The organism is Sphingomonas aerolata (assembly GCF_003046295.1).
Classification (GTDB): domain Bacteria; phylum Pseudomonadota; class Alphaproteobacteria; order Sphingomonadales; family Sphingomonadaceae; genus Sphingomonas; species Sphingomonas aerolata.
Window position 1 is genome coordinate 1,479,921 of record NZ_PZZN01000001.1, and the last position, 13,817, is coordinate 1,493,737.

The 13,817-nt window shown below is 51.5% G+C and carries 10 protein-coding genes and 1 pseudogene; all 11 read right to left on the reverse strand.

Features of this window, described 5'->3' with window-relative positions; all coding sequences use genetic code 11:
- Window positions 1-2: 2 nt before the first annotated feature.
- Complete coding sequence (gene rfbC, locus C8J24_RS06870) at window positions 3-593, reverse strand: dTDP-4-dehydrorhamnose 3,5-epimerase (RefSeq protein WP_107931180.1); 591 nt, start codon at window positions 591-593, stop codon at window positions 3-5.
- Window positions 594-712: 119 nt separating this feature from the next.
- A pseudogene (locus C8J24_RS18055) lies at window positions 713-1,121 on the reverse strand (hypothetical protein).
- 492 nt (window positions 1,122-1,613) lie between these two features.
- Entirely contained in the window at window positions 1,614-2,492 is an 879-nt protein-coding gene (locus C8J24_RS06880) for a glycosyltransferase (RefSeq protein ID WP_107931182.1), read from the reverse strand.
- Entirely contained in the window at window positions 2,489-3,607 is a 1,119-nt protein-coding gene (locus tag C8J24_RS06885; RefSeq protein WP_167396711.1) for a glycosyltransferase family 4 protein, read from the reverse strand. Before C8J24_RS06885 ends, C8J24_RS06880 begins: the two co-directional genes overlap by 4 nt.
- 5 nt (window positions 3,608-3,612) lie before the next feature.
- A complete protein-coding gene (locus C8J24_RS17285; RefSeq protein ID WP_167396712.1) occupies window positions 3,613-4,872 on the reverse strand; it encodes a hypothetical protein in 1,260 nt (419 codons plus the stop codon).
- A gap of 46 nt (window positions 4,873-4,918) precedes the next feature.
- On the reverse strand, window positions 4,919-5,788 hold the full coding sequence (locus tag C8J24_RS06890) for a glycosyltransferase family 2 protein (RefSeq protein ID WP_167396713.1): 870 nt from the start codon (window positions 5,786-5,788) through the stop codon (window positions 4,919-4,921).
- A 29-nt stretch (window positions 5,789-5,817) separates the two neighbouring features.
- Window positions 5,818-7,728 carry a hypothetical protein gene (locus tag C8J24_RS17290; protein ID WP_146163644.1) on the reverse strand — a complete coding sequence of 637 codons (1,911 nt, stop codon included), beginning with the start codon at window positions 7,726-7,728 and terminating at the stop codon, window positions 5,818-5,820.
- Between the two features lie 2 nt (window positions 7,729-7,730).
- Window positions 7,731-8,648: a rhamnan synthesis F family protein gene (locus C8J24_RS18095; RefSeq protein ID WP_478212556.1), complete on the reverse strand. Its 918-nt coding sequence runs from the start codon at window positions 8,646-8,648 to the stop codon at window positions 7,731-7,733.
- 3 nt (window positions 8,649-8,651) lie between these two features.
- Window positions 8,652-9,965, reverse strand: a complete 1,314-nt coding sequence (locus C8J24_RS06895) for a sugar transferase (protein ID WP_107931189.1) — start codon at window positions 9,963-9,965, stop codon at window positions 8,652-8,654.
- A gap of 425 nt (window positions 9,966-10,390) precedes the next feature.
- Window positions 10,391-11,608 (reverse strand): hypothetical protein, encoded by a 1,218-nt coding sequence (locus C8J24_RS17300; protein WP_146163646.1) that lies wholly within the window; start codon window positions 11,606-11,608, stop codon window positions 10,391-10,393.
- Window positions 11,609-11,611: 3 nt separating this feature from the next.
- On the reverse strand, window positions 11,612-13,816 hold the full coding sequence (locus C8J24_RS06900) for a GumC family protein (RefSeq protein ID WP_107931191.1): 2,205 nt from the start codon (window positions 13,814-13,816) through the stop codon (window positions 11,612-11,614).
- Window position 13,817 lies beyond the last annotated feature (1 nt).

Below are 13,817 nucleotides of genomic sequence, written 5' to 3' on the forward strand. Positions count from 1 at the left end.
GATCAGTCGAGCGTGGAGAGAGGGGCCAGTGGCACCCCGTCGTAGATGAATGTCGAATGGAACTGAGCAAGCAGCGGTAGGATTGCGTCCTTGGCAGATAGCTCTGGGCTCACACCCGGTGGCATCGGCCAGTCGATACCGATCGCTGGATCATCCCAGCGGATGCCGCCATCGCAATCGGGCGCATATAGGTCAGAAACCTTATAACTGACCTCGCTATTATCCTCGAGCGTTAGGAAGCCGTGCGCAAAACCTACTGGGACGAACAACTGCCGGCCATTCTCGGCAGACAATTCGGCGCCTACCCATTGCCCGTAAGTGGGCGAGCTTGCGCGAACGTCGACCGCGACATCGTAGATACTACCGCGGACGCAACGTACCAACTTATCCTGGCTACGCGGCGGGGTCTGAAAGTGGAGCCCCCGCAGCGTGAAACGTGGCACCGAAAGCGAATGATTGTCTTGCACGAAGCGACATTCGATGCCGAGTTCGGCAAAGCGGGGTTCGCTATAGACCTCGGTAAACCACCCACGGGCGTCACCAAAGCGCTTCGAAGCAATCAGTTGGACAGGATTCAGGATGTTGTTGGTCATGCTGCGCGTCTACCGTGCGACTGACCCCGCGGCAACGGCACCTTTTCGCGCCCTCGGGCACGACCTGGCGGGAAAATTCGGCAGTATCTTGCGGATCGCTTAGGATTAGGCCTGACTGGTCATAGCGAGAAGATGACGGTGGCTGCGGGGGTGACGGCTGAGAAGAAGCAGCTTGGCATCAATCGTAGCGGGTGGCGAAGCGGCGCCAGTCCTTCAGACGACTTAACATGATTTCGATGCGGCTGCGACTCCAATAGCGATCCTTGTCGTATCTCGCGGGTTCGAGCCGTGAGTTTTGGATGCAGGGTTCGATGCTTTGGCTTGCAGAGCGTCCTTGAACCAATCGCGTGTTTCGCTAGTTGAACGGCGTCGTGTGCGTCCATAAGCACTGGCGCATCGCGCCCTCGCAGGCTATTGCAACTGATAAAGCGATGCGCTCGACACTTGCCGAGGCCTGCCGTGGCTCTTCGGAAAATACGGCCGCAAGCGCTCCATCTGCTCATCGGTCAGCCAGTACAGGTCACTCATCCCAGGGTTTCATGCCAAGGCTTGATTAGATGGCGTCTCCCAAATCAATGAATCCTGAACCCTAGGCACCTCTTAGCGGCCTTGTCTTCATCAGAGCCGCCGCGGCTCCGGGACCGGGGCTTTTTAAAACCCTACGGTACCAATTAACCGGCCGCGCTACTTTTAGTCTGACGGTGAGATACTCGGTAAGGCGGCACTACATCGCGTCCGGCCAGCTGACGTAGGGAAGCGTTGTGGAGAGCTTTAACGCTTTAATAAAAAGCTTGCGCGAAGGATTTTGAACAAAAGTTACTCCCAACGCTGATGTGGCGAAATGTATCATTGAGGCATGGCGGACAGACTACAGGCCTAAAGTATCGCGAGTTGGCATAGCTGCCTAGACGGATTAACATCCGCCAATTTTAAGAATTTCCCCGTAAGCGCATATGGACACCAAAGCTGATTTAGTGGTGGCATTAAACTAGAGAGAATGACACGGCGCCGTCATGCAGATCACTTAGCGTAGGATATCGGCGAGACAATAGTCTCGGTAGCAATATCATGGGGGGGGGGGGATCGACTTATCACATTCAGCGTGCGTAAGTTCACAGATTTTCTATAGGAGTCGAAGAACCATCCCCATTTATTAAAATAACGAATACCGCTACAAATAAGATAAGCGATAAGCATTTTATTGTTGCTAGTCTTAGAACGATACTGATGGGTTATTTCGACACCGGGAAAGAACACGCATCTCGAAATTTCGCTGATTCTTCTCGATAAATCCAAATCTTCAAAATAAAGGAAAAACCTTTCATCAAAACCATGGACGGATTCCAAAATCGACCGGCGCGCCAGCATGAAGCATCCAGATATGAACGGAATGTCTGCCTGTCGTTTGTAATCCCAATGTCTCAGTTCATAAATCTCATCGCGCCTTACTGCCCATTTCGACCAACCAAAAAATCGACGTCCTACAAGATCCAAGGGGGCGGGTAAAAGTCGGCAAAGATGCTGTAAAGAACCATTTGGATATACAACCCGAGGAGCAATTAAGCCAATGTCCGGGCATTTCTGAATATGGCTCAATAATACAACTAAGTCGTTTCCGTTAAATGATATATCAGTATTAGCAATAAGATGATAATCACTATGCCCAGTCGATCGACGAATAGCTAAGTTGTGAGCTTTTCCATATCCCAAATTTTTACCGGTAGATATACGAGTTATATTATTATTTGTATGATCTTGAGGGTTCAGATCTGGACTATTATCAATGATATAAAGATGTACTTTTAAGGGTATCGTGGCAACTTGTTCTTGCATACGCTGTACTTCTTCGGTGCTAGTATTGTAAAGCACGCAGCTAATCGTCAAATCGACCTTGCTCATGTCAAAACCTCATCAAATACGCTGAGGGTTTGTTGAGCAACCTTAGTCCACGACATCGTCGCGGCATTTTGCATACCGCGCTCTCGTAGCGACGAGCGTAAGTTGGGATTGACTAATAGTGAGATAATATGAGCAGCTAACTGCTCGGAATCTCTGGGGTCGTAAAACAGTGCTCCATCAGCACCCGCCGCTTCTAGCAGTGCAGGATGATTTGAGCTTATCAAAGGCGCCCCCATCGCTTGCGCCTCGACCGCAGGCATGCCGAATCCCTCATACAGAGAAGCATTCACAACAGCGAGCGCGTTGCAGTACAGCCCTGACAGCACCTCATCACTGACCTTTCCCAAGGCAACTACTGGAGACTCTGCTAGGCGGTTATCTGGATCACGGCCCACATGGACCATTCTCAGTTCATGCCCACGGCGATTGATAATCTTTAGTGCTCGTAGAATGGTCTCGACATTCTTGTTAGCGGTCAGATTTGCTACCATTAGAATATAAGGCTGTGCAACGGTTGGATCTGCTATTTCCAAGCTTGGAGACAGGCGGCTTGCAAGTTTGGTAACGCGGACTTTGCCCTTTGCGGGCGGCAATACTCGAACGAGATCACTCGCAGTTTGCGTAGACACGGCGATCAGTCTCTGACAACGGCGGACTGTTAATGGAATAAAAGTTTTCCAATAGCGGCGTTGCCAAGTATCTATAAGGCCAGGAATGACCGCGTAATACATATCGTGGATGCAAGCGACAAAGTATCGGCTTCCCCAAAAGGGTGAAACAAAACCCGGGCTAAATAATAGATCGATCCGCACTTCTCGAGTTATAAACGGAAGTCTAACCTGCTCCCAAAAGACTCGTGCAATTCTACCGCCGGGAATATCGTCTACGACATGTAGGAGGTGGTGGCACGAGGTCGGAAAATGAAAAACAGCGGACCGCTGTACAAATGCAGTTAGCGATATGTCGTCACGTTTGGCAACAAGGGCAGCCATCTCGTAAAAAGTCTGTACGGCATAATAACCCGGACCAGAAAGAGGGCTCTTGTCAATGAACAGCATATTAAAAGCAATCGATTTTACTCGCTTACCCTGAGTTTGTGGTAACACTACGGTCATTGTTCTCATTTCGTTAGGTCGACTGTATCTTTTGACACGAACTTGACGACGGCAACTACCCCTATCGAAGCGCATGCCATAACAACTGTGCCACTGAAATATCCAATGCCACGAACAAACAACTCAATAAAAAACGCCGTAAAAACGCTGAGACCGAAAGTGACACCTACTGGGCTTTGTGCTCGATTTCCTGCGATAAGACGAAGATGAATAATAGCCCAGAACAGCTTGAAAATATATATCCCAAGAAGCGCAATACCAAGAATGCCTAACTCGGCGCCGAACTTGACAGCCAGAAAGCTTCCATCGGACAAGTTTTGCTCACCACCGCCAACACGACGAATTATCTCCGTAGCTAGTACGTTTGTTGGTGCAAATCCAAGTTGTTGAATTGCAATACCCCAGCCGCGAGTGGTCTCAAGGGCCTCCTGGATGAGCTCTATTCCTTGAAGGTAAACCAAAGATGATAGGTTAGTGCTTGAATAGCCGATATCCAAACGCTCGACATAATAGGATAGATCAATAAACTGAGTGGCTACAAGAGCGGCTATAAGGAAGGCTATCAGCTCTGCGAGTCCGAGCGAGCACACTGCTGCAATGGCCAAACCAACAGCCAAAGAAAGACTCTGTAACAAGAGTACAATAACTGCCATAGTGCCAAGCCACACCCATCTGATGAGCCGTGGAGACCGTACTGTTGCGTCGATGAAGAACGGTAACGATGCAAGGGCGAAGTGGGAGGGTTCAGTAAAAGGCCAGACCGGTCGTTCTGATGATAAGAGTCCGACGGGTTGGAGTCTAAGCATCGACATTGCGACCATAACCAATAAGGCCACCCGAACGATTGCCAAACTGCGCGCGAGAACCCCATCCTCGGCATTCATAATGACGTAGAATACAATAGGAGCCGCTCCTGCCATGAGCGTCATTCCCGCAAGCGACGTTGTGGCGCGTTCTATATCGGCTGACCATTGCAATAGCGAAAGGCCGAGATGAATGGCGATCGCGCCAAGCACCATTAGGCCCATGAGCCAGCCTTTGATAAGCACTTGTGACGGAATACGCCCGAGTACCCCAAACAGGGCTAACCCGATTACGAGCACGCATCCAGCCATAACGCCTGGAGCATAGGAGGAGAACCCGAGGTGGAATCGCAGTGCTGAGGGCAAAAACAGCATGCATACGATGACCACTAGACAACGAGCCACCGCCAGCCCGTGCATCTCACCTGCCCGGTGTGGCACGACCGGCATTGCTATCGTCACAATATCCCTCTCAGGGCAAAAGCCCGCCTAATTGGCTGCACGTCTACTAACCACGCAGCGCCAAGATGCCAGCCTGTAATCCGAGCATCTTGGCTTTCGTTAGCGGCAAAGGATCGCGTCGTAGGGCCCAGCGCGCGCCTATCCTAAGAAGAGAGGTTGCCACGGTATAACCGCAGACGACTCGCCCAAAGTGCTTACGTGCGAAGCGGATTTGGTTTTTGTAGTACTGATGGTTAGAATATAGGGATCCAAATCCCCCCGATGATTGGCTGACTTTATGAACAACAACGGTGTGTGGATTCACCCATAACTTATAACCCTTTTTTCGAGCTCGCCAAACGTAGTCAGCATCCTCCCAATAGGCGAAATAATCAGCGTCCAGTTCTCCTACACTTTCTATCACCTCACGGTCAAAAAGCAGAAACGTTGTCGGAGCGTAGGAAGTCAGATAGCTTTGACTAGGTAAGGCATCAAAGGAGGAATGATGAACGCAGCGGACGCCAAATAGCGTAGAAAAACTGCCCATCTCGAACCAAGTCGCGCTGCGATTATCACCAAATACTAAAACCGGCGAAACTGCTCCAGGCGAAAGTCGCTGTTTGGCGCGTATAAGACCTGTCAAAATATTGGAATCGAAAACTATATCGTTATTACAAAGAATAATATACGGGTCAGCCCGGGCCATTGCCAGCCGTACGCCGATGTTGTTCCCCTCAGCAGCGCCTGTGTTGATCGGTGAGCGGACAACCGTAACCCTCGGGTCGCGTTCAATCAAAGCCAATTTCGCCGACGTTTTATCGACGCTGGCGTTGTCCACAACAATCAGCGCCCACTCCACGTCGACTTGCTTTGACAACGACTGCCAGAAATCGTCAAACACAGAAGCGGCATTGTATGTAACGGTAACGAGCGTCACACGTGGTAGCTCGTGAGAATCGGAGTAAGTCATGCCGATATAAACGCGTGGGAATTGAGATAGGCTAGCGCATCCTGCCGGCGCTCGAAACTGACAATTTGGACTTGTCCAACATCTACGACAGACTGCTTCCTCCCCGAGGATGACAGCTCGACGTGCACATCCGTCATTGCTGCGCACCACGACAATCCAGCAACATTACGCATAACGTCATGATCCAGCATAAAGGGTGCAGAAATGCCGCCGGTGCCTAGGATGCTGAGGGCAGCAAAGCTGCCCGACACGTGGCGGCACTCGCAAGCCCAAGCCATCCAACAATCTTTGGGAACAACTACCGGAGAAAGTAGACGCTTTCGCTCGCCCGAAGCGATGCCAATGCGTACAATCGCACCGGGGTGCCAAATTTCTTGCGTCAGTACACTGAAACCTTTTCCAGCTTCATGGTTACGTTCACGCCGCACTGGCATAGCAAATGACAAAGCCCGATTTGGCCCGAATTGATAGGAAGCGCTAACGCTTTCGACGACGCCTTTAGGTGAAAATCCACCAAAGCCGCGAGCATCGCGATGAACTAATGTAGACGACTTGTCGGCCTTGACAGAAGTCAGTCGATCTAGGGAGCAATCTTCTGTTTCAACTGTGGCGTTGACGAGTATTAGATCACCAAGCGGCGTATCTTCGAAGCGGACGAGGCTTGCGTCTTTGAAATAAGCATAAACGGGGATTTCCGAACGATCAATCGTTACGGACTTTCCAGTACCATTGGCCTCATTCCAACAAGAGCGCACGAGCATTCCCGGTACGCCATCGACACCATTCATTGTGTCAACGTAAAATACGTAACCTTCATTCAGCTCCATTATACAACGATCAAAAGTTATCTGTCCGGTTCCGGTCACACCGCTCTTCATTAGGAAGACGGCTTTACGAGCACCAGAAAAGTAACAATCGCGCGCTAGAACGTTGCCAGCGTGCATAGCTTCTCCAGGAACTAGCGTACCTATGGAATGGAGGTGATACTCGGCTCCTTCGAAGATACAATTTTCAAGCCACAAGCCTATCTGGCCGTAGGGACGGCTAATACACTTATACAAGCCGGAAAATCGCACATTACGAAAGCGTGTGCGACCGCTAAACTCGTCATGTAGCTGGCGCGGCATGTGCCCCGCTCGGAAGCCATCGCCCTGCCCGTTGCCAACAATCGAGAGGTCCGCGATCTCGACTGTGCTCCAAGAGCCAGAACGGTATGCCGCTTCGATTACTGGCCGATCTGGCGTGGCCGGCATGAGAACCGTCGCTCCCATTCCTTCTCCAGCCACGCGCACCGAACGGTCGGTTAGAATCAGCGAAATTCGATAAGTCCCCGCGGGGAAAAACAGCGTCCCGCCTCCCTCGGCAACTAATCTGTCATATGCATCTTGGACCTGCTGTGCTGACATAGCGGGCTTAATGCTTCCACCTGATGGCGTATGAAGCGCGTGCCCAATCAAAGGCCCGAACAGCGCTGCTCTGAGCGAAATTACGCCAGACTCTTCGGCGAAAATGAAGCGCGCCGCGCCAATGCGCCCGCCTGTTGCCTTCTCCGCCTGCGGCAGAAGCACGTCCATCTGCTTCTGCGCAGCTCGAATTAGATAAACTCCCGGAGTGATCAAAAGCGGTACGCCTCGTAACTTCTCCAGCAGAGATACCCCACGCTCATCCTCTAGTCCCGCGATGGTAGGACACTTACCTTTAGTTCTCTGCAGGTAAGCCGAGAGTCTACCCCCGCTGATTGCAAGTAAAAGTTCTTTTACCGGGTCGACATACGTGTCTCTGGACGATGTGTCGGCGGACGCACATCCCGGCTGAAGGGCTACTGCCGTTGTCAGGGCAAGCGCACCAATTACTGCGCGGCGAGCGATCCCGCTATCCAGACGGTCGTCGGTTTTTGCATCGCTCATTCTTAAGGCTCCTTGGGAAGCGGATGGCCGCGATCCAGGAGAGCACGGTTTAAGGTATCAACGTCATAAAGCCCCTTATTTCGGGTAAAAAGTGACTTCTTCATGAAAGGAAATCCGTATTCCATCATGTCCAGACCACTGTAGATAGTAGGATCACCACAACGAGCAGCGTCAGCATACCAAAAAGATCCTACCGACATATGCTTGGCTGCAATCCGCGCCAGACGAGTCTCCTGCAGATAAACCACAGACCGATAGTCGTCACAGACCAGATTTCGGGGCATTGCAGGACCCAAGTACGACACCAGCTTTGTGGTCACGTCCTTAATGTGAAAAGCGTAAGATTGAATATGATTTTCTACCAACGAAAACGCAGTGAAACCTGTTAAGTCCCAAGGTGGGTCTGACAGGAATGGCTCGAGTTGGATAAATGGCCCATAGACTGAGTCGTTTAAGACAAAAACATCTGCGTGGGGTGATCCGTTAGCGATGGCATCCAATCCAATCCGGTATGCCGAGAAATCATAACCGGGTAAACTTTTCCAAAATAATGCATCGCAGAGATCAAGAAGATCGCTAGGCATTCGATCTAAATTGGGCGTGGCGCATATTACGAGAATTGGTCGCCCAATGGCGCGGAGCTTTCTAAGCGTAAAACGATGAGCTTCGCTCAGCTGCGCATCTGGAAGATAAATAAAATAGCAGGTCCATCGCGGGGCGGGAAAAACTGGTTTAATTAGAGAGTAAGCAGGGCGTCGGCGTAGACCAGACACCAACGAGTGATATCGAATCGCCCAAACTCCCGCCGACGCGCGTGTCGGGCAAAAAGTCCAACAGCGCTCAAGTTCGGATGCGGGCATTTTCGTAAAAACTTGCGGCTTTTTGCCTCGCCAACGATTTAAGGTGGTAAGAATTCCCATATCCTAGCGCGAGCCATGGCCAGTTATAACCGTTTTGATTGTTCGTCCAATGATGAGCAAGTCCATCCAAAGCGAGAAGTTCTTGATATAATAAAAGTCATAATGCAGCTTGTCCCGAACGTCCTCAATCTCTGCGACGTGGCCTTGGGTTATTTGTGCCCAGCCAGTTAGTCCGGGAATGACAATATGACGATACCTATAAAACGGGATCTGGGTCTCGTACCAACGCGACAATACCTCGGCTTCGGGACGAGGACCGATCCAACTCATCTCGCCCTTGAGGATGTTTATAATCTGCGGTAATTCGTCAATCCGGCTATGCCGTAAAATCCGGCCCAAGGGCGTGACCCGCGCATCGCGCGCCTGTGTCATAGCAGCCCGTCGTTCGGAAGCGGGATCGGGTTCTGCGACCTGCATAGTTCTAAACTTGTAAACCATAAAGGGTTTGCCGCGAAATCCGACGCGTAGCTGTCTAAATAAAGCAGGTCCTGGTGACGTGATCTTTATAATTATACCGACTACGATGCATGGTATTAAGAGTATAACGCCAGCAATCGCAGCGACGATCCAATCGACCAAGCGCTTGATAATAAGAAAGGAGACATTTGGAATAAGCGATCCGAAGCTATTCTCTGAAAGATGCTCAAGCTGAACTTTACCAGTCAACGACTCAGTCAGGCTCTTGACATGATATACGGGTACACCAGCCAGTGCAAAGTCACTTAGCGCTCGCTCCCAATGATCTGGCAAATCAATCCGTAAATCTGCTGCGACGACATCAAAGAATCTTGTAGCAGCGCGAGTCCCTGCCGAACAATCTTCACCGGTAAGTTTGATCCAGCTGATATGCGGCATTTGCGGTAACTCATCGACGGCACCAAAAGGCAGGTAACCAATGCGCAGCCACTGATGCCGCTGTGCGATATGTCGCACAAAATAAAACCATATGATGCTGATGATAAATCCAGCAATCAGCTGAGATCGCGCATATTCAAATCTACCGATTGCTAAAAAAATTGAAACGGCTGCAAATGATACTGAGAACGTGGGTATCAGCAAGGTGCTTGCCTCTAAACCTGGAAAAAGACTTACGTTTCTCCACAGCCAGTTACCAATAATTACTGCCACCGCGCTCCAAAGCAATGTGAGATTAAGCTGGCGCATCCCTATGTATTCACTGGAAACAAAAATGCGTACGAGATAAGGAAGAACCGTCGCGAAGAACAGTCCGCCCAGAGCCTGATATCGCCAGCGCGATAACATACTTACGAGCGAATTAGGTCGAGCAAGACGAATATGTACGGGGCTGAATAGCATTTAAGCCACCATTGGTTTGTTAAGTTGCAAGCTTATGGCGGCACTCATATTATTCTAATATGACCAACTTGACCAAATCGGGAATACATGAATATCAGCCATGGTGTTCTAACACAGTCGCTACGGCGTCGTTGGTTGGGCGGTCTGACGATTCCTACCATTGCCACGATCCTGCAAAGATGAACCGCTTGAACGGCCAATTGTTGCAAGCTTGCTCGTCGTAATTCGAGTGTTTAGCCGAGTGTTCCGGCGTGACAATATCCGGCCTTGGCGTCCTGGCGCTTTTGTAGAGTCGTCACCGTCCAATATGGCCGTTTGTTGGCCTATGCTGCTTGTAGCTAGTGGGTCCCGATAGCCTAACTCTTGCTCGACCCGGCTTTGACCTAGGGCTAGAAACATGACAATCACCACGCCTGCCATCATGCTCATACACCTTTACTTATACGGCTAATAGCAACGTGGTCGATTGCACCAACTACTCCTTGCGGGTCGTCAGTTGCTGTTAGTATTAGCTCGAGCCATTGGGCTTCGCAGCCCTTAACCGTGAAGTTGACTTGTGCTCGTCTTGCCGCCGTATTTATAATTGGCAGAGGAAGCACTGCCAGAACGCTAGAGTTGTCGGCGCAACGAAGCCTCCACATTGGCGCGTTATCATTCCCGACATTGTTCTCAGCTACAATCGTAGAAAGCTTGTAATTCCCCGGGGGCAGAAGTGTCATTTGGCGAGCTACAAGCCCACCAGTCCCGACCGGGGCATTGAACGCCATATGGTTGCCCTTGGCGTCGACAACGACTTCTGCCGACGCGCTGCCGCTTACGTCGAAGGACCAATCGAACGGCAATCCAATTCTGCGCTCATTTTTAAATCCGGGATCTCGCAACTTGTCACGGACCGCAGCCTGATCAACCGTCGAAAATACAGCCCAGGCGGACTGATAATCCTGCGTCTGCAGTAGACGTCCAGTAAGGGATTCTAGAGCTAATGGGGCAACTGGAAAGCCGGTTTTCTGCAAAGTTATGATGAGATTTGCCATGTTGCGTGGCGAAGGCGAGGTCGACGCCGCCTGCAGTAAATAAAAATTGGCCCACGGCGGACGTTTTGCAAGAAGTTGAGCGAGTGGAGTGATGAGCGCGTCGTCATTTGTTGCTGACGACAGTGGCTCGAAGAGGACGGCTGACGCTCGCTTTGAGGTCCGAAGTGCAATATCATAGTGACGTAGCGCAACGGTCACGTCACCGCGGTTGACCGCGTCCTCGATCAATATGAGCTGAGCCGTGAAATCACGCTTCGAAAGGCGCTCCGATTGCTGCACCAGAGCGCGCGCCTTTTCTGGATCGCCTTTAAAGCTACTGATCGCGCCCAATTGGCGGAGAGCCCCGCTTGAGATCGGCTCACGCGCGTATGCTTGACGCGCCAAAACAGACGCTTGGGACAGACGTCCGCGCTGTAGTGTATTTAATTCGCGGGTCGACACCGCCACCAACGCAGCGGCGTTGTCAGGCGCGATTCGCAGCTTGGCATCTGGCGACCCAATCATCGCCGCGCCGATGCCAACCCGGAAGATGGCATAACATAGCGTGCCCAGTACGATCGCCCAAGCGAAATACCGCGCTCTCGCGACCGCAGGGAGATTGGTAGGCATCAGCTACCTTGCACTCGTATCGCTGCGATCGCCATAGCTGTAACCGTAATCATAGTTCTGACTGTACTGAGCCTTTTTTGCCTCAAACTTTGTAACCACGATGCCGAGGGTCTGTGCATGTGCGGCGGTAAGTCGGCCAAGCGCAATTTTGACCATAGTAAATCTGATGCCGTGGCTTTCAACTGCATAGATGACGGAGTCGACCTGACTTGCGATGAGCGGCGCATCGGCCAAACCAACTACTGGCGGAGAGTCGATCACGACGTGATCATAGCGCTCGGACAGCCGATCCAGAAGGTTCTTGAAGCCATTTCCACTGAGCAATTCAGCTGCGTTAGGCGGCAGCGGTCCCGTCGTCATGACATCCATATTGAACATTCCGATGTGATTGATAGCGTCAAGTGCGGCGTTATCACCAGCCAGATAGTTGCTGAGGCCAACTTTATTCGGGAGATCGAGCAAACGATGCACTGAAGGCGACCGCATGTCGGCATCGATCAGGAGCACGCGCTTGTGAGACCGGGCAAGAAGCACCGCCAGGGAGAGTGAAGTGGTTGATTTGCCCTCTGCAGCCCGCGTGCTGGTGACCGCCATGGTCGGCGGAATACCCGCTCCTGTGGAGAAGCTTAGGTTTGTCGTGACTGCAAGATAGGCATCGACAAGTTCAGACTTTGGATCGCGAAGCATATCAATAGGTTCCGCGCCAATAAGCTTGGGGATGACACCAAGTAATGGCAAACCAATCAAACGCTCTGCCTCGGCCGGATCTGTAATCGTCTCATCACTCTGCTCGAGAATGTAAGCAATCGCAGCACCAATTATTGTTCCGACAATCACTGCCAAAAGCAAGTTCAACAAAAGTCGAGGACTAGATGGGCTTTTTGGTACTTCTGCCAAATCAACAATCGATATATTGTTGACCCCAATACCGCTTGCAACGCCAATCTCTTTATAACGAGACAGTAGGCCGTCATAAAGTGAGCGATTTGTATCAACCTCTCGCTGATATATGTTATATTGGATGCTGCGCCGCCGAAGGCTAAGTACGTCCTCCTTCAAGCCGTCCACTCGCTCGCGTAATGCGGATTCACGGCTAACAGCTGTACGCAGCGACGTCCCAAACGAGCTAGAAACTCTCTTTTCCTCACGCGTAATGGCGCGATCGATTGTGGCAAGCTGCGCGGAAATCTCCCGCGCAGCCGGGTAATCTGGCGTAAACTGGATCATCAGCTTCTGATAATTGGCAGCTAGTTCTGCTCGACGTTGGCGCAGAGCGTTGATAGCGCCATTAGTTAGCGCCTCCATGGTGGCGCCACCGGCGCGCGCGGCTTCCTCTGATTGGGATTGCGTCTGGATGCGTGCCGCAGTTGCTCGCGCTAGTTCCTGGTTTAGATCGGATAGATCCTGTGCAATCAATGGGCGACTTGCTCCCCCATTTTCGCCAGGTACGTCTAAGATCTTTACCCGTGACGCAAACGAAACGAGCGCACGCTCGGATGCTTCCAGCCGCGCGCGCAATTGACTCAGACGCTCTTCAAGAAAATGACGTGCGTAAGACGTCGCGTCATACCGCCGCTCCAGCGACAGCGCGATAAAATTAGATGACCAAGCGTTTACGACTTTGGCGGATAGCTCCGCGTTTGGGCTAGAGAAATTGATCTCCACCAAGCGCGAAGCTCGAGCCGGAACAACCTTAAGGTTTGCCAGCAGGATTGCACCCGCAGCGCGTTGCCGTTCTTGTCGTCCTTTTGCCGTGTACCGTCCGCTGCTACCAACGGTTGAGTCCGAGGGCTTGACCGAAAACATTTCAAAGAATGCTGGGTCATCGACAACACCGGTCTGTGCGGCAACCCGCTCGGCTAGCGCGCGGGACTTTAGCAACCCATACTGGGTCTGATAGAACTCCTGATCGCCCTCACTTGCCTCCTGCTGCACACCTTGGATGTTGACAATGCGATTGCTCTCTCGAGCAATTTCCAACGTGATGGTCGCCTTGTACATGGGCGTCATCAGGAAGGTGATGACAATCCCAAGTAATAGGCAGGTGACAATAGAACCGATAATGTACCGGCGCCAACGCATAGCGACGCGCAAATACTGCCGAAAAATTGACGGCCTTGGTTCGTTCGTGAGGGCATCATTGCGCCGCGTTACGGCTTCATAGGACGCATCCCCGCCGAACCCGATCGCTGCCGGAAGCTTGTTCATG